The organism is Pseudomonas sp. Leaf58, from assembly GCF_003627215.1.
GTDB lineage: Bacteria > Pseudomonadota > Gammaproteobacteria > Pseudomonadales > Pseudomonadaceae > Aquipseudomonas.
This window is the reverse complement of sequence record NZ_CP032677.1, coordinates 2,995,982-3,014,026: the sequence shown is the minus strand read 5'-3', so window position 1 is coordinate 3,014,026 and position 18,045 is coordinate 2,995,982. Positions and strand designations below refer to the sequence as shown.

The 18,045-nt window shown below is 63.9% G+C and carries 16 protein-coding genes; 10 read left to right on the top strand and 6 right to left on the bottom strand.

Annotated elements, in window-relative coordinates; genetic code table 11:
* Positions 1–3 precede the first annotated feature (3 nt).
* The 5 genes from DV532_RS13980 to DV532_RS13960 all read left to right on the top strand — a co-directional run bounded on the left by DV532_RS13980 (position 4) and on the right by DV532_RS13960 (position 5,300).
* The gene (locus DV532_RS13980; RefSeq protein ID WP_056803536.1) at positions 4–1,128 is read left to right on the top strand and encodes an AMP-binding protein; all 1,125 of its coding nucleotides are present in this window, start codon (positions 4–6) and stop codon (positions 1,126–1,128) included.
* Between the two features lie 9 nt (positions 1,129–1,137).
* Positions 1,138–1,920: an ABC transporter ATP-binding protein gene (locus DV532_RS13975; protein ID WP_056805344.1), complete on the top strand. Its 783-nt coding sequence runs from the start codon at positions 1,138–1,140 to the stop codon at positions 1,918–1,920.
* Between the two features lie 20 nt (positions 1,921–1,940).
* Positions 1,941–2,822, top strand: coding sequence for a branched-chain amino acid ABC transporter permease (locus DV532_RS13970; protein ID WP_056803539.1), 882 nt, complete (start codon positions 1,941–1,943; stop codon positions 2,820–2,822).
* Between the two features lie 12 nt (positions 2,823–2,834).
* Complete coding sequence (locus DV532_RS13965; protein ID WP_056803542.1) at positions 2,835–3,902, top strand: branched-chain amino acid ABC transporter permease; 1,068 nt, start codon at positions 2,835–2,837, stop codon at positions 3,900–3,902.
* A 72-nt stretch (positions 3,903–3,974) separates the two neighbouring features.
* On the top strand, positions 3,975–5,300 hold the full coding sequence (locus DV532_RS13960; protein ID WP_056803545.1) for an ABC transporter substrate-binding protein: 1,326 nt from the start codon (positions 3,975–3,977) through the stop codon (positions 5,298–5,300).
* A gap of 67 nt (positions 5,301–5,367) precedes the next feature.
* Here DV532_RS13960 and DV532_RS13955 read toward each other — a convergent pair whose 3' ends face one another.
* The 6 genes from DV532_RS13955 to DV532_RS13930 form a co-directional block, all read right to left on the bottom strand.
* A complete protein-coding gene (locus DV532_RS13955; protein WP_056803548.1) occupies positions 5,368–6,216 on the bottom strand; it encodes an amidohydrolase family protein in 849 nt (282 codons plus the stop codon).
* Entirely contained in the window at positions 6,213–7,343 is a 1,131-nt protein-coding gene (gene ssuD, locus DV532_RS13950) for an FMNH2-dependent alkanesulfonate monooxygenase (protein WP_056803551.1), read from the bottom strand. Before ssuD ends, DV532_RS13955 begins: the two co-directional genes overlap by 4 nt.
* Positions 7,344–7,433: 90 nt before the next feature.
* Positions 7,434–8,537, bottom strand: a complete 1,104-nt coding sequence (locus DV532_RS13945; RefSeq protein WP_056803553.1) for a sigma-54-dependent Fis family transcriptional regulator — start codon at positions 8,535–8,537, stop codon at positions 7,434–7,436.
* Between the two features lie 8 nt (positions 8,538–8,545).
* Complete coding sequence (locus DV532_RS13940) at positions 8,546–9,733, bottom strand: acyl-CoA dehydrogenase family protein (RefSeq protein ID WP_056803557.1); 1,188 nt, start codon at positions 9,731–9,733, stop codon at positions 8,546–8,548.
* Positions 9,734–9,746: 13 nt separating this feature from the next.
* On the bottom strand, positions 9,747–10,310 hold the full coding sequence (msuE, locus tag DV532_RS13935; RefSeq protein ID WP_056803559.1) for an FMN reductase: 564 nt from the start codon (positions 10,308–10,310) through the stop codon (positions 9,747–9,749).
* 365 nt (positions 10,311–10,675) lie between these two features.
* Positions 10,676–12,055: an LLM class flavin-dependent oxidoreductase gene (locus tag DV532_RS13930; RefSeq protein WP_056803562.1), complete on the bottom strand. Its 1,380-nt coding sequence runs from the start codon at positions 12,053–12,055 to the stop codon at positions 10,676–10,678.
* Between the two features lie 544 nt (positions 12,056–12,599).
* Between DV532_RS13930 and DV532_RS13925 the strand changes: the two genes are divergently transcribed.
* The 5 genes from DV532_RS13925 to DV532_RS13905 all read left to right on the top strand — a co-directional run bounded on the left by DV532_RS13925 (position 12,600) and on the right by DV532_RS13905 (position 18,042).
* Positions 12,600–13,169 carry an acyl carrier protein gene (locus DV532_RS13925; RefSeq protein WP_056803564.1) on the top strand — a complete coding sequence of 190 codons (570 nt, stop codon included), beginning with the start codon at positions 12,600–12,602 and terminating at the stop codon, positions 13,167–13,169.
* An 11-nt stretch (positions 13,170–13,180) separates the two neighbouring features.
* Complete coding sequence (locus DV532_RS13920; RefSeq protein WP_056803567.1) at positions 13,181–14,455, top strand: beta-ketoacyl-[acyl-carrier-protein] synthase family protein; 1,275 nt, start codon at positions 13,181–13,183, stop codon at positions 14,453–14,455.
* Between the two features lie 169 nt (positions 14,456–14,624).
* On the top strand, positions 14,625–15,539 hold the full coding sequence (locus DV532_RS13915) for a hypothetical protein (protein WP_056803570.1): 915 nt from the start codon (positions 14,625–14,627) through the stop codon (positions 15,537–15,539).
* Complete coding sequence (locus DV532_RS13910) at positions 15,536–16,834, top strand: beta-ketoacyl synthase (RefSeq protein ID WP_056803573.1); 1,299 nt, start codon at positions 15,536–15,538, stop codon at positions 16,832–16,834. The genes DV532_RS13915 and DV532_RS13910 overlap by 4 nt, the downstream gene beginning before the upstream one ends.
* Positions 16,831–18,042, top strand: a complete 1,212-nt coding sequence (locus DV532_RS13905) for a beta-ketoacyl synthase N-terminal-like domain-containing protein (RefSeq protein WP_056803576.1) — start codon at positions 16,831–16,833, stop codon at positions 18,040–18,042. The genes DV532_RS13910 and DV532_RS13905 overlap by 4 nt, the downstream gene beginning before the upstream one ends.
* Positions 18,043–18,045 lie beyond the last annotated feature (3 nt).

Sequence of the window (18,045 nt, the reverse complement as noted above, 5' to 3'; positions counted from 1 at the left end):
ACCATGCACGAGGAACTCGCGGACAACCTGCCGGCCAGCCTGCTGGCCCGCGCGCGCCAGCGCGCAGGTGATGTAGCGCTGCGCCACAAGCACCTGGGTTTGTGGCAGCAACGGAGTTGGAGGCAACTGCTGGCCGAGGTTCAGGGGCTGGCCACGAGCCTGCGCGCAGCCGGTTTTGCGGTTGGTGACAGCCTGGTGATCCTCAGCCGGCCACGCCCCGAGGCGTTGCTGGCGAGCCTGGCGGCGCAGTGGCTGGGTGGTGTCGCGGCACTGCTCGACCCGTTGGCCGCAGGCGATGAGCAGGTGACCTTGCTGCGTGAACTGGGGAGTGCTTTCGTCTTCGCCGAGGGCCAGGAGGAGGTCGAACGGGTGCGCCAGGCGGGCCTGAGCCCCCGCCTGCTGTTCTACGCCGATGCGCGTGGCCTGTCGGCATCCGGCGTGGATGGCTACGCCAGCCTGGTCGCGCAGCCGCTGCAAGGTGACTTGCCGATCCTGGCCCGTGGCGAGCTCCCTGCGTTCAGCTTCCATCGCCTGGAAGCCGGGCAGGCCCAGCAGCATTGGCTCAGGCACGCGCAACTGCTCGATGAAGGGCTGCGCCTGATCGAACAGGAACGCCTGAGCTCGGCCGAGGAAGCCCTGGCGGCGCGTAGCTTCGCCGCCAGCGGGCAGGCGCGCTACCTGCTGGCGCCCTGGCTGCTGGCCGGGTTTCGCCTGAATTTCCCGGAAAGCCTGGCGACCCGTGACAACGACCGCCGCGAGCTGGGCCCAACCCTGGTGCTCGGTACCCACGACAGCTACGGCCGGCTGTTTGGAGAGGCGCAGCAGCGCCTGCCGCTGCCCGGCAGCCTGCTCCGGCGCTGGCTCGACTGGGCCCTGGACGGTCGCGACGGGGTGCTGCGCAACAGCTTTGGCCATTGGCTGCTACGCCGGCCGCTGCGCGATGTATTGGGGCTGAGCCGCACTCGAGTGCCGTTGCTGGTCGGCGAGGCCTTGCCAGCTGAGGCCCAAGCGTTCTTCGCCGCCCTTGGCGTTGCACCACGGGCCTGGCCGGAAGCCCCGCAGTGGCAGGCCGCGCAACACCTGCGCCCATCCACCGCCTGGCCGCAGGGCCAGGTTCAGCCTGCGTGAGTGCTGCCCATGTCGAATCCTCTATTGCTCGAGCTGGAAGGCATCAACCTGTCGTTCCAGGGCGTCAAGGCCATCACCGATATCGGTTTCAGCGTCGCCGATGGGGAGATCTGCGCGCTGATCGGCCCCAATGGCGCCGGCAAGAGTTCGCTGCTGAACATCATCAATGGCGTCTACCAGGCGCAGCAGGGGCGCATTCGTTTCGCCGGCCAGGAGCGGCGGGCGATGCAGCCGCACGCAGCGGCCCTTGGCGGCATCGCGCGTACCTTCCAGAACATCGCGCTGTTCAAGGGCATGAGCGTGCTCGACAACGTGCTCACCGGGCGCAACCTCAAGCGTCGCAGCTCTTGGCTGGAACAGGCGTTGCGTTTCGGCCGCGCACCCGCCGAAGACGACCGCCAGCGTGCCGCCGCCGAGCGGGTGATTGAGTTCCTGCGCATTCAGCCATGGCGCGACGAGGTCGTCGGTACCTTGCCCTACGGCCTGCAGAAGCGCGTCGAGCTGGCCCGCGCGCTGGCCGCCGAGCCACGCCTGTTGCTGCTCGACGAGCCGATGGCCGGCATGAATGCACAGGAGAAGCGCGAGATGAGCCGCTTCATCGTTGAGATCAACCGCGAGTTCGGCATCACCGTGGTGTTGATCGAGCACGACATCGGCGTGGTCATGGATATTTCCCATCACGTGGTAGTGCTCGACTATGGGCGCAAGATCGGCGACGGCACGCCCGATCAGGTTCGCCATGACCCTGACGTGATCGCCGCCTACCTGGGCGTGCGCCCAGCCGCGGCCTAGCCCGAGTACAGGAGCGTTCCATGGAGTTCTTTCTCGAAGTGTTGATGGGTGGCCTGCTGGCCGGGGTGATGTATTCCCTGGTGGCCATCGGTTTCGTGCTGATCTACAAGGCCAGCGGTGTGTTCAATTTCGCCCAAGGGGCGATGGTGTTGTTCGCCGCGCTGACCTTCGTCAGCCTGCTGGAGCGCGGCGTGCCGTTCTGGCTGGCATTTCTCGTCACCCTGGCGGCGATGGTGCTGTTGGCCCTGCTGATCGAGCGCGCCGTGCTGCGCCCCTTGGTCGGCCGCTCGCCGATCACCCTGTTCATGGCCACCCTGGGCCTTGCCTACATCATCGAAGGCGCCGCTCAGGCGTTGTGGGGTGCCCAGGTGCATGGCCTTGAGCTGGGCATCAGCGACGAGCCGCTTGAGCTGGGTGGCCTGCTGCTGTCGCAGTTCGACCTGTTCGCCGCCGCCACGGCGGCAACCCTGGTGCTGCTGTTGTCGCTGCTGTTCAACCGTACCCGCATTGGCCTGTCATTGCGTGCGGTGGCGGACGACCCGCGTGCGGCCATGGCCATCGGCATCCGCCTGCCCAAAGTGTGGGCAGTGGTATGGGCCGTCGCCGGTTTCGTCGGGCTGGTCGCCGGGCTGCTCTGGGGTGCGCGCCTGGGGGTGCAGTTCTCGCTCTCGCTGGTGGTACTCAAGGCTTTGCCGGTGCTGATCATCGGCGGTTTCACCTCGATCACGGGCGCGATCGTCGGCGGCTTGATCATCGGGGCCGCGGAAAAGCTTGCCGAGGTCTACCTCGGGCCGATCATCGGTGGCGGCCTGGAAAACTGGTTTCCCTATGTGCTGGCCCTGCTGTTCCTGCTGGTCCGTCCGGCCGGGCTGTTCGGCGAGCGCGCCATCGAACGGGTTTGAGGAGTGTCGAGCATGTTGTATCGAGAAGCTGGCCAGTTCAGCCTGCGTTACGCCGATGACCGTCGGTTCTTCCGCCTGCGCCAGGATCGCCTGGCATTGGCAGCCTGGCTAGTGTTCGCCTTCATCGGCGTGCCACTGTTGGGCAACGACTACTGGTTCAGCGCCATCCTGATTCCATTTCTGGTGCTGTCGCTGGCAGGGCTCGGGTTGAACCTGCTGACCGGCTATGCCGGGCAATTGTCACTGGGTTCGGCGGCCTTCATGGCAGTGGGCGCCTTTGCCGCCTACAACTTCGAGCTGCGCGTGGCGGGCCTGCCACTGCTCGCCAGCCTGCTGCTCGGCGGCTTGGTGGCGGCGCTGGTGGCGATCCTCTTCGGCCTGCCGAGCCTGCGCATCAAGGGCTTCTACCTGCTGGTATCGACCCTGGCGGCGCAGTTCTTCGTGCAATGGGCGCTGACGCGTTTCAGCTGGTTCAGCAATGACAGCGCCTCCGGGGTGATCAGCGCACCGCCACTGGTGGTGGCCGGCCATGACCTGTCGTCGCCGGCAGGGCGCTACCTGCTGACGCTTGCAGTGGTCAGTGCGCTGTTCTGGCTGGGCGCCAACCTGGTACGCAGCGAGCTGGGGCGCAGCTGGATGGCGGTGCGCGACATGGATACCGCTGCTGCGGTGATCGGCATTCCCTTGCTCAAGACCAAGCTGCTGGCGTTCGCCATCAGCGGCTTCCTGCTCGGCATCGCCGGTTCGCTCTGGGCTTTCACCTACTTGGGCACGGTGGAGCCGCATGGCTTCGACCTGAACCGTTCGTTCCAGATCCTGTTCATCATCATCATCGGCGGCCTAGGCAGCATCCTTGGCAACTTCCTCGGCGCCGCGTTCATCGTGCTGTTCCCCGTCCTGCTGTCGAACCTGGCTGCGCTGTTGCCAGCCGGGCTGATCGATGCCGGGCAGGTGGAGAACCTGCAGAAGATCATCTTCGGCACGTTGATCATCGTTTTCCTGATCAAGGAACCGGAGGGCCTGGCGCGCCTCTGGCAACGTTTTCGCGAGCGCGCACGGCGTTGGCCGTTGCGCTACTGAGCGAACCCATGCAGCGGGCGGATGGCCGCCTGCACCCCAACACTACCCACTGATTTGCTAAGGATAATCACGATGTCCACCCGATCCGTCCTCGGCCGCCTGGCGCTGGCCGTGAGTCTCGCTGCGGGCGCACTCAACGTGCACGCGGCCAACGAACAATACTTTCCGCTGCAGAGCTACCGCGTCGGCCCGTATGCCGCCGGCGGTACCGGCTTCTTTGGCGGCTTCATCGATTACCTCAAGTACGTCAACGCCAACGGCGGCGTGAACGGCGTCAAGCTGACCTGGAGCGAGTGCGAAACCGAGTACGTGGTGGAGAAGGGCGTGGAGTGCTATGAGCGCCTCAAGGGTGGCCTCAACGGCGCGCCGGCTGCCGCCACCAACCCGCTGTCGGTGGGCATTGCCTACGCCACCCTGGATCGCTCGACGGCCGACAAGCTGCCGCTGATCACCATCAACCACGGGCGCACCGACTCCACTGATGGCAGCGTGTTTCCCTATGTTTTCCCGTTGCAGCTGAACCCCTATTCGGAGGTGTCGGCCATCGTCAACTGGATCGCCCAGCAAGCCGGCGGTGAGCAGGGCCTGAAAGGCAAGAAGATCGTCACCCTGTACCACGGCTCGCCCTACGGCAAGGAAACCAACGAGGTGCTGCAGACCCTGGCCGACAAGTACGGCTTCGAGTTGACCCTGCTGGAAGTGCCGCACCCGGGCAACGAGCAGCAGTCGCAGTGGCTGAACATTCGCCGGCTCAAACCGGACTGGGTGATCCTGCGTGGTTGGGGCGTGATGAACCCGGTGGCGCTGAAGACCGCGCAGAAGGTCGGTTTCCCTGCTGATCACATCATCGGCAACATCTGGAGCAACTCGGAAGAGGATGCAGCCCCGGCCGGTGCCGCCGCCAAGGGCTTCATCTCCATCACCACGCACCCGTCCGGCACCGGCTTCCCGGTGCTGCAGGGTATCAAGCAGCAGGTGGTGGACAAGGGGCAGGGTGACCTGGCCGATCCCAAGCGCTTCGGCACGGTGTACTACAACCTCGGGGTGGTCAACGGCATCCTCAACGTCGAGGCGCTGCGCCTGGCGCAGGAAAAGTTCGGTCAGCAGCCTCTGACTGGCGAGCAGGTGCGCTGGGGCTTCGAGCACCTCAACCTGGACGACGCACGCCTGCAGGCCCTCGGCGCCAAGGGCCTGGTGCAGCCGCTGAAACTGTCGTGCTCCGACCACGAAGGTGGCGGTGCGGTGCGGTTCCAGCAGTGGGACGGGCAGAAATGGAACCTTATCAGCGACTGGGTGCAGGCCGACCGCGCGCTGCTGCGGCCGATCATCGAGGCGTCATCGCACACGTACGCCAAGGAGAAGGGCATCACCCCGCGCGATTGCAACCAGGAAGGCTGATGCAGCAGGGCTGGCCGAGGCGCATGCCTCGGCCAGTTCGCTCCCTCAAGCACTTGTCGTAGCGCGCCTAGCCAAGCTTGAACAAGCGCTGGGCATTACTACTGAAGAACTTCTCCACCACCTCGTCCTTGAGCCCCAGGCGCTGGGCGTCCTCGATGCTCTGGCGGATCGGGCGGAAGGTGTAGGACGATCCGAACAGCAATTGCTCGGCGAGGAAACCGTTGGCCGCCTGTACGTAGCCTTCGCTGCCGGGCAGGAACAGGTACATGTCCGGCACCAGGTGGATGTTCTCGTAGCGGAAAGCCACACCGATAGCCTGTTGCACGTTGGGCCAGTAGCCGTGGTAGACCACGATCTGCAGGGCCGGAAAGGCGCGAGCCACGGCTGCCAGGCGCGCGGGGTCGTTGTGGCTCGGGTTCGGTGTGGTCGGCCCGCTCATCAAGAACAGTGGGATACCGCGCTGTTGCAGGTGCTCGTAGATCGGCCAGTAGAGCAGATCGTCCGGGTGTCGCGCCGGCTCGGCGAAGCCGGGTTCCAGGTCGATGCCGGCCAGGCCGAGCAGGTCGATGGCGCGGTCGATTTCCTTGAGTGCGCCGTCGATACCTTGCACTGTCGGATCCACCGAGCCGATGCCGAGCAGTTCGTCGTGGCCATCGACGATGCCGTGGATCGTATCGTTAGGCAGGTGCTGGCTCGGCGTATGGCGGCCGACTACCACGGCCTTGTGCAGGCCCGCCTCGCGTACTTCGGCAAGGAAGCCTTCGGGCGTCAGCGAGCGCTCGAAGTGGTTATCTGCACCACGGGTGCCGACGCGGCGATTGAGCCAGCGGGCGACAGCGTGCTCAGGCGAGCCCGGCACGCCACCGAAGAACGGATGCAAATAGGCCGGACGGCAGCGCAGGTCGATGACCTTCATGCGACGTTCTCCTTGCCAGCGCGCACGTCGAATGCACCGCCGGTGAAGGCGCCCTCGACCGTGACCCTGCCCTTGCCAGGCAGCAGCGGGAACACCAGTTCGGCAAAGCGATAGGCTTCCTCCAGGTGGGGGTAGCCGGATAGCACGAAACTGTCGACACCAAGGTCGGCGTATTCCAGCAGGCGTGCGGCGACGGTTTCCGCATCGCCCACCAGCGCGGTGCCGGCGCCGCCGCGTACCAGGCCGACACCGGCCCAGAGGTTGGGCGCGACCTCCAGTTTATTGCGCTCGCCACCGTGCAGCGCGGCCATGCGCCGCTGGCCCTCGGAGTCCATCTTGGCGTAGTTGGCCTGGGCGGCGGCGATGGTGGCATCGTCCAGGTGACTGATCAGCTCGTCGGCGGCGGCCCAGGCCTGCTCGCTGGTTTCGCGCACGATCACATGCAGGCGCACACCGAAGCGCACCGTGCGCCCGAGCCTGGCGGCGCGGGCGCGCACGTCGGCGATTTTTTCGGCCACGGCGGCGGGTGGCTCGCCCCAGGTCAGGTAGGCATCGACGTGCTTGGCCGCCAGTTCGTGGGCGGCAGGGGAGGAGCCGCCGAAGTACAGCGGCGGGTAAGGCTTCTGCACCGATTCGAAGAAGTTCTGCGCGCCGCGTACCTTGAGGTGTGTGCCGTCGAAATCGACCTTCTCGCCCTGTAACAGGCGGCGCCAGATGCTGAGAAATTCGTCAGAGGCGGCGTAGCGCTCGTCGTGGGCGAGGAAGACACCATCGGCCTCCAGCTCGGTGGCGTCGCCGCCGGGCACCACGTTAAGCAGCAGGCGCCCACCGCTGGCTTGATCCAGGCTGGCGGCCTGGCGCGCGGAAGCGGTGGGATTGCCCAGCGAGGTGCGCAGGGCCACCAGCAGCTTGATGCGCTGGGTGACCGGCACCAGGCTGGCAGCGGTGACCCACGGATCCAGGCAACTGGCACCGGTGGGAATCAGCAAACCGTCGTAGCCGAGCTGGTCGGCTGCCACGGCGATCTGCCGCATGTAGGCATTGGTGGCAGGGCGGCCACTGGCGGAGTGACCGATGTAGCGGGTGTCGCCCGATGTGGGCAAGAACCAGAAGATATCCAGGCTCATGGGAATCGATCCTTGTGCGGTTGGGCGTCTGGAAGGGCCTGCGGCTCCTGCTCGGAAGCGCACGTACGGGCAGGCCTGGCGTGTTCGTTATCAGATTGACAATTGCACGGCCCGATCGGGATGGGCCTGCGTCTGCGGCCGGCGTCGATTGACGACCAGCTCACCGATGGCGATCAGCCGCGCGCGGGTGATGTTGCGGCTCAGCCCCAGCAGGCTGGCCGTGTGCACCTGGTTGTAGTGGCAGAAGCGATAGGCCGCGCGCAGCAGGCTGTCCTCGACCTTCTCGTGCAGGCCACCGGCTTGCTCCTCGAACAAGCGGTGGAAGGCACGTAGCAATTGCTCGTCGGCGTTCTCCACGGGCAAGACCTGTGGCTGTTCCTGGCGCTCGATGCGCAGGTGCGACAGGCGCAGGTCGTCGTCCTGCACCAGGCCGTTGCGGCACACCAGCAGGGTGTGGTGGATGACGTTCTCCAGCTCGCGGATGTTGCCAGGCCAGTCGTAGCTCACCAGCTTGCGCTCGGCCTCGGGGGACAGGCGCACTTCGCCGTAACCCAGGCGGTTGCAGTAGGTTTTGATGAAGTGGCGGGTCAGCGGCAGGATGTCGCCTGGCCGTTCGCGCAGCGGGTAGAGCTGCAGGCTGACGACGTTGAGGCGGTAGTAGAGGTCCTCGCGGAAGTTGCCGGCGCCGATGGCCTTGTCCAGTTGCACGTTGGTGGCGGCGACCACGCGCACGTTGATCGGGATGCTCTTGCGCGAGCCCAGGCGTACCACCTCGCGCTCCTGCAACACGCGCAGCAGCTTGACCTGGATGGCCATGGGCAGATCGCCTATTTCGTCGAGGAACAGCGTGCCGCCATTGGCCTCCTCGAACCAGCCGGCCTTGGCCGCCAGGGCGCCGGTGAAGGCGCCTTTGTCGTGGCCGAACAGTTCTGCCTCCACCAGCGATTCGGAAAAGGCTCCGCAGTTGACCGCGACGAAGGGGCCGTTGCGCCGGCCACTGAGATTGTGGATATGGCGTGCAACCAACTCCTTGCCTGTGCCGGTCTCACCGATGATCAGGACGCTGGCCTCGCTGGGGGCGACCTGTTGCAAGTGGGCGAGCAGCGCCTGCGATCTAGGGTCTTCGAAGACCTGTGCGGTCGCCCGGATCGAGGTAGCCAGTGTCGGCGAAGGGGGGAGGGTCAGCAGTTGCATGGGAATCCCTATGAATAGAAGGTGGGCGTAGGTCGCGTCTGGTTCAGCGCCCACTCACCCAGCTCATGGAGCTTGTAGTCCAGTGGGTCGTGCAGGCTCTGGGTGCGCAGGTTGCGCCAGTAACGGTCGAAGCGGAGCGAGGCGTGGGTGGCGCGCGCGCCGACCACCTCGAACAGCCGGTTGCAGATGTCCAGGCCGGTGCGCACTGCCGCTACCTTGGCGGTGGCGATGGCCAGCGCCAGTTGTGCGCGCTCTTCGGCACCCAGGGCGTGTTCCTTGTGCCAGGCGGCATCGAGCTGCTCGGCAGCACGTTCCACCAGCAGGCGCACGCCTTCCAAACCGACCCAGAATTCGCCGTAATGGCGCAGGATGTAAGGGTCTTCACTGACGTGCTGGGCCTTGGAGCGGAACCACGGGCGCCCCTCCTTGAGGGTGTACTGGCGTGCTTCTTCCAGGGCGCCTTCGGTGATGCCAAGGAAGATGTAGGCAAAATGCAGTTGGGCGATCAGCGGGCGCAGGCAGGCGAACGGCGTGCTCAGCGGGCCGGGGTCGAGCAGCAGTTCGTTCGCCTCCACGCGCACGCGCTCGAAGGTGGCGCTGCCGCTGTCGGTCTGGCGCTGGCCCATGTTGTTCCAGTCGCTATGCAGTGTGATGCCGGTGCGTGCGCTGGGAATGGCGGCGATCAGCAACTTGCCACCGGCGCGTTCGTCGATGGCCGAGGCGATCAGCATTTCAGAATCGCTGGCGCCGGAGCAGAAACTCTTCTTGCCGGAAAACTCGTACCAGCCATCGAAGCGCTTGAGTACGGTACGGGTGTCCAGCGGATTGAGGGCATTGCCCCAGAACCAGTTCTTGCGCGCGGTCTGCTCGAACCAGGGTTGCCACTGATCTGGGCGGGCAAACAGGCGCACGGTCGCCAGCATCAGGTGCTGGAAGCCGAAGACATGGGCGATGGAACTGTCGACCTTGGCGAACTCGCGCACCACGCCGAGGGTTTCGCTCCAACTGGCACCGAGGCCGCCAAACTGCGTCGGGATGCTCAAGGCCAGCAGGCCGCTCTGGCGGATCGCATCGCGCTGCTGCTTGGGCGTGCCACCGGCCTCGTCGCGTTCGACGGCGGTTTCGGCGAACTCCGTCGCTAGGCGACGGGCGGTTTGCAAGGGGCTGAGCACGGTGGGTTGTTGATGGGTTCTCATGCGTTCGCGCTCCTTAGGCGATCTTGCGCAGCGCATGCGCCTGGTTGCTGAACACGCTTACGGCGCGTTCCGCCGCCAGCTCCACACGTGCCTGCAAGGCTGGGCTGACGATACGGTAGTCGGCGAAATCGGCTTCGCTGGCGTAGACCCCGATGGGCAGGGTCAGCGACTGGAAGAAGCTCAGCAGCGGGCGTAGCTGGTGTTCGAGCACCAGGGCATGGCGTTCGCTGCCACCGGTAGCAGCGAGCAGTACCGGTGTGTTGATCAGGGCGTCCTGGCCGATCAGGTCGAACAGGTGCTTGAACAGCCCTGGGTAGGTACCGCGATAGACCGGCGCGGCGACGATCAACAGGTCGGCCGACTCGATCTGGCGCAGCTCATGTTCGACGGTTTCCGGCAACTCCTTGCGCCACAGTGCGCTGCCCAGCGGGCGGGCGATGTTGCCCAGCTCGATCAGGTGCGCATCGATGTTCAGACGCCGGCCAACCTCGCTGACGATGGCCTCGGTCAGGGCCAGGGTGCGCGAGGGGCGGGCGGTGCCGCCAGAGACGGCGACGACTTTGAAAGGAGTGCTCATCCGGTAAATTCCTGTAGGGCTGTTGGTGTAGGCTCAGTCCTTTGAGCAAGCCCTGTACCAAGAGCGAAGCCCCCGTAAAAACTGGGGCGCAGGCCTGGTGACAAGCGCAGGGCTGTTGCCTTGGCAGACGATTTGTTGATCCGCTGTTGCCGAGCAAACAGTTGCCGGCCTGTTGCTGTGGCAACAATGGCGGCTGCAACAGCGGGTCGAGGCGCTGGATGCGCTCCTGATGGCTCACTTATAGAGATATTTTGTTATCTCTAAAAATAATATAAGTAAATATTTATATGCTTTTTAGTTTTAACTGGGTGGGCCTAAAACCAACCCGTCCAGCGCAAGCTGGGCGGGTTTTTTCGTCACGGCAATCAGCCCTGAGTAAACCTGAAGCGTGCTCCATAGGCATTGCTTGGCAGATGGTTGGCGCCGTCACCGCGCAAGCGTGAGCGCAAGGTGCCGCGTTGCGCGGCAGTGCGGTACAGCCCGCGTTTCTGCAACTCGGGCACGACCCATTCGGCAAAGTCGGTCAGCGTACCGGGGCTGATCAGCGGGTTGAGCATGTAGCCGGTGGTGCCAGAAAGCCGCGCGTGTTCCTCGATCTTTTCGGCTACCTGGGCTGGCGTGCCGACCAGAATCAGATCGGTGCCACGGGTGACCTTGGCGAAGCGCTGACGCACGTCGCCGGCGGTCAGCGGCTTGCCGCTGCCATCGGGGCGCATCACGTAAGAGGTCATGCCTTCGGTCTGGGTGGTCAGGGGCTCGTTGTCGGCATAGCGGCCGATATCGATGCCAGTGTCGCCGGCATAGCTGACCAGTTGCGCCTTTAGGTGATAGTGACTTTGCAACTGATCGTATTTCTGCTGCGCCTCAATGGCGGTCGGCGCGGTGACAATCCGCAGCACGGTGAGCGATTTCACGTCATCGGCGGCGCGGCCGTTAGCCACTGCCTGGCGAGCGATATCGTCGAGCCCGGCGCGAATCTCCAGCGGGTCGGACTTGGCGGTGAAGATCAGCTCGGCATGCTTGGCGGCGAACTGCCGGCCCCGTCCGGACCATCCCGCCTGGATCAACAACGGGCTGCGTTGCGGCGAAGGCGCCGTCAGGTGTGGTCCGGCTACCCGGTAGTAGGTGCCTTCATGGTCGATTGGGCGTACCCGCTCGCCACGGGCGTATAGCTGCTTTGCCTTGTCGGCGACCACCGCATCATCGGCCCAGCTGCCTTCCCAGAGTTTATAGACCACCTCCATGAACTCTTCGGCGCGCGCGTAGCGGTCGTCGTGGCGGATCATCTGATTCAGGCCGAAGTTGCGCGCCGCGCTGCTCAGGTAAGAGGTGACGATGTTCCAGCCGATGCGCCCGTCGGTCAGGTGATCCAGCGTGCTGAAGCGCCGCGCGTGGCTGAATGGGTGTTCGTAGGTGGTACTCACCGTCGCGCCGAAGGCCAGGTGCTCGGTCAGCGCGGCCAACGCCGGGATGTGCAGCAGCGGGTCATTGGCCGGTGCTTCCACGGCCCATTTCAGGGCGGCGTCATGGTTGCCACCATGCACGTCGTAGAAGCCCAGTACGTCGGCGAAGAAGAACAGGTCAAGGTTGGCCTGTTCGGCGATGCGCGCCTGATTCGACCAGAATTTCAGGGTGTTGATGCCCAGGCGCTCGTCGGCCGGATGCGTCCACAGGCTGGGCGCACCGCCACAGCCGACGCTGGCTTGCTCGTAGAGGCCGAAGAGCAGGGGAGTTGGATCGGACATGAGGATTCTCTATTTATCACGGTCGCGCTGGATGCCTTGCCCCTGCGCTGCTTTGGCAAGGGCGCAAGGAGGCGGCGGGAAAAATCGAGGGTCCGGTGGTCCGGTTTTTATATCTTAAAAGATATAAAAATATAATTTAAATACTCATTAGTAATAAGTATGTGCCTAGGAATTGGATCAGCCCCGGCGTGTGGTATCCGAGCCTGAAGTCGGTCCGACACCGTGCCTGAAATTTACGTCGCGCAAGGACAGAAATGTTCCCCCAAAAATACACTTCGATACCCCAGCAGACTTCTGGAACTATCGTGCTGTTTCAAGCAATCGTTTTTGTCATTTTTCGATTCCTCTCCAAGCACCCTTGAGCTGCATAAATCCAAGGTTTTAGGGCGCGTCGGGATTTCTCACAGAAAGAAATGATGGCGCGTTGACTCTCCCCTTAGGGGGAGACTTTAGACTCCCGGCCCTCGATAGATCTGGCCTGAAAACAGCTTTTTTGGCCCGGTGACTTTATTCATTCAATGCGGCTTTTGTAGGGAAACAATCAATGAATAATCCGTTGGAATTGGACAGCGTTATCAGCAGTACACAGGAGATTCTTGCGCAGTTGCTGGTGTTGGATAGGGGCGACGTGGCAGAGCACAGCAGTATCGTTGACGACCTCAGCGCCGACTCGCTGGACATCGTCGACCTGAGCTTCCAGCTGGGCCGTCAGTACGGTTGCACCTTGCCGAAAACCAGCGTGCTGGATCACGCGGTAGCGGTGTTCGGCGACGCCACCCGGTTTGTCGAAAAAGGCCGAATCACGCAGGACGGCGTGGCCTTGCTGGAGCAGAGCCTCAGCGCTTATGCGCCGGGCCAGTTGCACGTGGGCATGCAGCCGGGCGATGTCTTCTCGGCCACCACCGTGCGTAACTGGGCGCAGCAATGCCATAACGTTTTCAACTACCTCCCCGAGACCTGCCCTGAGTGTGGCGCGGTTCATGCCCAACTCAATGAACGCAAACAAGTGGTGTGTGGCGGTTGCAGTGCTCGCCTGACCCCTCTGGACGGTGACTCGATCTCGCGTCTGTTGGTTGAGCATTACGCGGCCACCCAGTTGAAGGCTTCGGCGTAGGGGGTGCCTTGATGCAGGCCCGAGAGGTTCTGGTCACCGGCTATGGCCTGGTGGCTCCCACGGCACTGGATGCGGCCTCGCTGTTCACGACGATCAGCGAAAACCGTTCCTGCATTCGCCAGCACCCGGCGTTTGTCGAACTGGGGTTTGCGAACCCGGCGGCCGGATTTGTCGATGAGCAACAATGGCAGGTCATCGCGGCGGCCTTTCCGGGCGACCTGCAGACCACCTCCCGCCAGGAATGGCTGGCGCATTACGTGGCCCGTCAGGCGCTGGCCCATGCCGGGTTGGCCGACGGCGCATTTGCCCGAGTCGCCAGCGGTATTTTCGTCGGGGCCAACAAACATTGCGTGAGCGGTGATTTGCGGGACGCCAGCCGTTATATGGACGATCAGGGGCGGGTCGATCTCGACCAGTACCTGGATAACCACACCCTCAGCGGTGGGGCGTTTGCCCGGCGGGTTGATCAGCAAACCCGCCATCTCGCCAAATGGCTGGGTGTACGTGACCATATCTCCACACATTCCGATGCCTGTGCCGCCGGCACCATGGCCATCGGCAGCGCCTATCGAGCGATCGCCCGTGGCGAGATCGACCTGGCGTTGTGTGGCGCGGTGGAGTTGATGGCCCATGAATTGTCCTACTACAGCTTTGATGGGCTGGGCGCACTCTGCCAGCGAGTGGACTTTTCCCCACAAGAACAGAGCCGGCCGTTCATGCCGGACCGCTGCGGTTTTGTGCTGAGTGAAGGGGCGGCGCTGTTGGTGCTGGAATCCCGCGAGCATGCCGAGCGTCGTCAGGCCTGTTCGCTGGGCCGGGTGCTGGGTTACGCGAATCTGTGCGAGGCAGAGAAAATCACCTCCAGCAGCCGCGACGGCAGCAAGTATGCCGCCTGCATGACGGCGGCCCTGGTCGATGCCGAACTGACCAGTGCGGCTGTGGACCATGTGAATGTTCACGGTACGTCGACACAGGCCAATGACCGTTGCGAAGCCCTGGGCCTGGCGCAGGTCTTCGGCGAAACCCTGGAGCAGATGACGTTCACCGCCAACAAATCTGCCGTAGGGCATTCGTTGGCCGGCAGTGGTGCCATTGAGGCGGTGCTGTCGTTGATGAGCATTCAGTTGGGCGTGGCCTTGCCGACCCTCAATTTTCAGCCGGATAAATCCGAATTTCCGGAGTTGAAATTCCTTTGCGAACCGTTGCAGCAACCGATCGATGTCGTGCTCTCCAACTCCTTCGGGTTTGGTGGCGTGAACAGTTCGTTGGTGCTGGGCAGGGCATGACATGACCAGATCCAATTCAACCGCTGTTTATATCACTGCTGCGTCGGTACTCAACGCCGCCGGAACTGAATGTGCGTCTCGTGGCAGTCAACCTCAGGCCGCGCAACCGCTGGATTTTGACCCGGTACGTCTGGCCCATTGTGTCGCAGCGCCCGCCTTGCCAGCTGGTGTGTACGACCGCAAACTGTCCCGCAGCCTTGAGCCTCAGGGCGCGCGCCTGCTGTATTGCGCCGGCCGTCTCGCCGAGACCTTGCGTGGGCTGGAACTGCCCGACGAGCGGATCGCATTGACCGCTGCCATTCCGGAAGTGGATGGCCCCAGCTCGTGCTGGGATGCAGTGCAGGCCATTGGCGCACAACCGGCAGATCTGTTGGCGCAATTCTTTGCCCACACACCGCCGCTGCATGCGCTGATGATGCTCAACAGCAGCGTCATGGCCCACGCGGCTGAGGCCTTGCGTTGCAAGGGTCCCATGGGCGGTTTTTGCTCCCAGGGCAATGCGGGGCTGGATGCTTTGATGGAGGCCGCTGCCCATCTGAGCGAAGGCCGTGCCGATGCTGCCGTCGTCGTCAGTAGCAGTCCGAACATCACCCCGGCGTTGTACCTGCGTGACGCTACTCACCCACCTGTGAACCCCAGCCCGTGGGTTTTCGGCGAAGGTGCTGCGGCACTGTTGCTGACGACCAACCCGGGCAGCGGTGCTCAATCTGCGTTGCGTATTGCCGGGTTTGCCCGTGGTTACAGCGTGCAACCCGAGCGTGGACTGGCGGTCGGTCGCGACGTCATTGAGCGTGCTTTGAGCAACGAAAAACTGTGCCTCAGCGATGTCGGGCAAGTCGTCGCCGATGCACAGGATCCGCAGATTGCCGCGTTGTTTACCCTATCCGGGCACACCCTCGAACACTCCAAGGCGTTGGTAGGTGACTTGGGCGCCAGCGCCTTGCTTAGCGAAATCGCTGTGACCTGGGCACTGGATTGCAGCCGTTACACGCTGTTGCTCGAACATAGCCGAGGCGGGCATTGGGGCGCGGTGCTGCTGGCCAGAACATCCTCGGACACAGAGACAATGGAGAGTTACCCATGAGCCCCACACGGATCGTGATCACGGGCATGGGCGCCGTCACCGGCTTCGGTTTCGAGTGGCAGTCCATGTGGCAAAGAATGTTGGCCGGCGAGCATTGCATTCGGCCATGGCAACCGCAAGGCGTCGAGGCGGGTGCGTTCCCCGTGCGTTACGCAGCGCCCGTGGATATGGGCTTGATGCCGGCACACTTGAAAGACCATCCGGCCTGGGGATTGTCGCTGGAAAAACGCACCCGCTTTGGTTGGGTCGCGGCTACCCAAGCCATTGCCGATAGTGGTCTGAGCCCCGAACAGTTGCGTGGCGCGGCGGTATTGTCAGCGTCCGGCGCACCTGCACATCGTTTGCAGGACATGCTGCTCAGCCTGGCGGATAACCCGGCGCAGGCGCCGTCCTGGGCTCAATTGATGGCGCGACAGGCGCAGGTCGATCCTGACAGTTCACTGTGTCAGAGCAACGACCGCCTTGCGCGGGTGATTGCCGATGGCATCGGCAGTGAAGGCCCGGTGATCAATATCAGCAGCGCCTGCGCGGGAGCGTCCCAGGCTATCGGCAATGCATTCCAGATGATCCGTCGCGGCGAGGTCGAGCAGGCCATTGCCGGGGGCGCCGATTCGGTGCTGAGCCTGGACACCATGACCGCGCTGTATCTGCTCGGCGCCGCCAGCAGCGAACAGCGTTGGGGCACCGAACTGTGTCGGCCGTTCGACCGCCATCGCAGTGGCTTGATTGCGGGTGAAGGCGGTGGTTTTGTAGTGCTCGAAACCCTCGAACGGGCGCTCGCCCGAGGGGCAACGCCGTACGCCGAAGTGCTGGGTTTCGGCAGCAGCCTGGATGCCTACAAAATCACCGCACCCGACCCGCAGGGCCGGGGAGCGGTGCTGGCGATGCAGGCGGCCCTGACGGATGCCGGGCTGGAGCCGCAACAGGTCGATCTGATCAATGCCCACGGTACGTCGACACCCCTCAACGATGCCGCCGAAACCCTGGCGATCAAGACCCTGTTCGCCGAGCGCGACCATTATCGGCGGTTACTGGTGACGGCCAACAAATCCCAGTTCGGCCACCTGATTGCGGCCGCCGGAGCACCGGAGTTCATGCTCACGGCCCTGGCGTGCCGGGATGATCGGGTCACGCCGACCCTGAACCTGCATGATGCCGACGAACAATGCGACCTCGACTACTGCGCCCATCAAGCGGTCGAGCGCAAGGTCGACGTTGCCCTGAGCAACTCCTTCGGTTTCGGCGGCCTCAACACTTCACTGGCGCTGGGCAAGTACCAAGAGGGGCCGCGATGAAACAGGCGGTCGCGATTGCCGGTGCGGGTTGCGTGTTGCCCAGCGGCTGGGGTGTCGAGTCTTTCTGGGCGGCCGCAACCGAAGGGCGCAGTGCAATTACGGCGCTGAACGCCCGACGGTTCAGCAGCGAACGCGTGGTGGCGTTCGGGCAAATTCAGGATCAGGACCACCAACGCAGCCGACAAGACCTTGCGCAAAACCTTCAGCGTTACTGCACGCCGGCAGTGATCTGGGGTATCAGCGCGGTACGTCAGGCGTTGGAAGAAGCAGGCCTGGCCGATGAGCAGCCGGATGTCCGTTTCGGTTTGTATTGCTGTCAGGGCGGCTACACCCATCCGTCTTTGGAATCCTATGCCGAGTTGTTGCTCGGCTGTCGGCAGGACGGCGTCGCCGACATGGCGGCGTTCGCCAAACGGATCCTGCAAGACCGTGCCCAGGACCCTTTTCTGGTGCTCAAAGGCTTGAGCAACTGCTTGCTGGGTGTCACCAGCCTGGCGCTGAAACTGGTGGGTGAGTGCAACGCCTATATGCAAGGTGTCGCCGGCAACCTGGCAGCCTTGCGTGAGGCTACGGCCGCTTTGCAGGATGGCCGAATTGACGCGGCAATCGTTGTCGGTGCGGGCAGCGAGCTGGATGCCCTGGCGCTGTCCGGGTTGGTCCAGGCGGGTGTCATCAGCGCCAACGGCTCGAACACTCTGCTGCCGTTTGACCTTCGGGGCACCGGCGGCATTGCCGGGGAGGGAGCGGCAGCATTGGTGCTGCGCCGGCGCGAAGACCTTCCGGCCGGTCCTCAGGCGTGCCTCGCCGACATGACGGCCCATGCCACCCTCGGTCGCTTGAGCCTGCCCGACAGCCCAACCGATGTGTTGGTGTGCAGCGGCACCGGCGATGCGCACAAAGACCGCGTGTTGTGCCAGACGCTGGCCCTTGCACGCGCCTCGCACATCACCAGCGGGTTGGCGATCAACGGCATTCTCAGCGCGGCGCCGAGCCTGGTGGATCTGATGCTTGCGCGTTGCGCATTGCAGGCCCAAAGCGTGCCGCCGATTGCCGGTTTGCAGCAGCCAGTGGCGAACCTGCCGTTTATTCAGGGCGCGCCCCACGCCGCGAGCCTTGCGCATTGCCTGGTGCTGAACCGCGACGACAACGGATTCAGCGCCGCCTATCAAGTGCTCTACAGCGCAAAGGTCACTCAGGACTGCCGCTGACTA

What these genes read in the sequence shown, in the direction of transcription:
- DV532_RS13930 (WP_056803562.1), bottom strand. Translation starts at nt 12,055, where the DNA reads ATGTCCGATCCAACTCCCCTGCTCTTCGGCCTCTACGAGCAAGCCAGC.
- ssuD (WP_056803551.1), bottom strand. Translation starts at nt 7,343, where the DNA reads ATGAGCCTGGATATCTTCTGGTTCTTGCCCACATCGGGCGACACCCGC.
- DV532_RS13965 (WP_056803542.1), top strand. Translation starts at nt 2,835, where the DNA reads ATGTTGTATCGAGAAGCTGGCCAGTTCAGCCTGCGTTACGCCGATGAC.
- DV532_RS13905 (WP_056803576.1), top strand. Translation starts at nt 16,831, where the DNA reads ATGAAACAGGCGGTCGCGATTGCCGGTGCGGGTTGCGTGTTGCCCAGC.
- DV532_RS13925 (WP_056803564.1), top strand. Translation starts at nt 12,600, where the DNA reads ATGAATAATCCGTTGGAATTGGACAGCGTTATCAGCAGTACACAGGAG.
- DV532_RS13910 (WP_056803573.1), top strand. Translation starts at nt 15,536, where the DNA reads ATGAGCCCCACACGGATCGTGATCACGGGCATGGGCGCCGTCACCGGC.
- DV532_RS13940 (WP_056803557.1), bottom strand. Translation starts at nt 9,733, where the DNA reads ATGAGAACCCATCAACAACCCACCGTGCTCAGCCCCTTGCAAACCGCC.
- DV532_RS13920 (WP_056803567.1), top strand. Translation starts at nt 13,181, where the DNA reads ATGCAGGCCCGAGAGGTTCTGGTCACCGGCTATGGCCTGGTGGCTCCC.
- DV532_RS13960 (WP_056803545.1), top strand. Translation starts at nt 3,975, where the DNA reads ATGTCCACCCGATCCGTCCTCGGCCGCCTGGCGCTGGCCGTGAGTCTC.
- DV532_RS13975 (WP_056805344.1), top strand. Translation starts at nt 1,138, where the DNA reads ATGTCGAATCCTCTATTGCTCGAGCTGGAAGGCATCAACCTGTCGTTC.
- DV532_RS13980 (WP_056803536.1), top strand. Translation starts at nt 4, where the DNA reads ATGCACGAGGAACTCGCGGACAACCTGCCGGCCAGCCTGCTGGCCCGC.
- DV532_RS13970 (WP_056803539.1), top strand. Translation starts at nt 1,941, where the DNA reads ATGGAGTTCTTTCTCGAAGTGTTGATGGGTGGCCTGCTGGCCGGGGTG.
- DV532_RS13955 (WP_056803548.1), bottom strand. Translation starts at nt 6,216, where the DNA reads ATGAAGGTCATCGACCTGCGCTGCCGTCCGGCCTATTTGCATCCGTTC.
- msuE (WP_056803559.1), bottom strand. Translation starts at nt 10,310, where the DNA reads ATGAGCACTCCTTTCAAAGTCGTCGCCGTCTCTGGCGGCACCGCCCGC.
- DV532_RS13945 (WP_056803553.1), bottom strand. Translation starts at nt 8,537, where the DNA reads ATGCAACTGCTGACCCTCCCCCCTTCGCCGACACTGGCTACCTCGATC.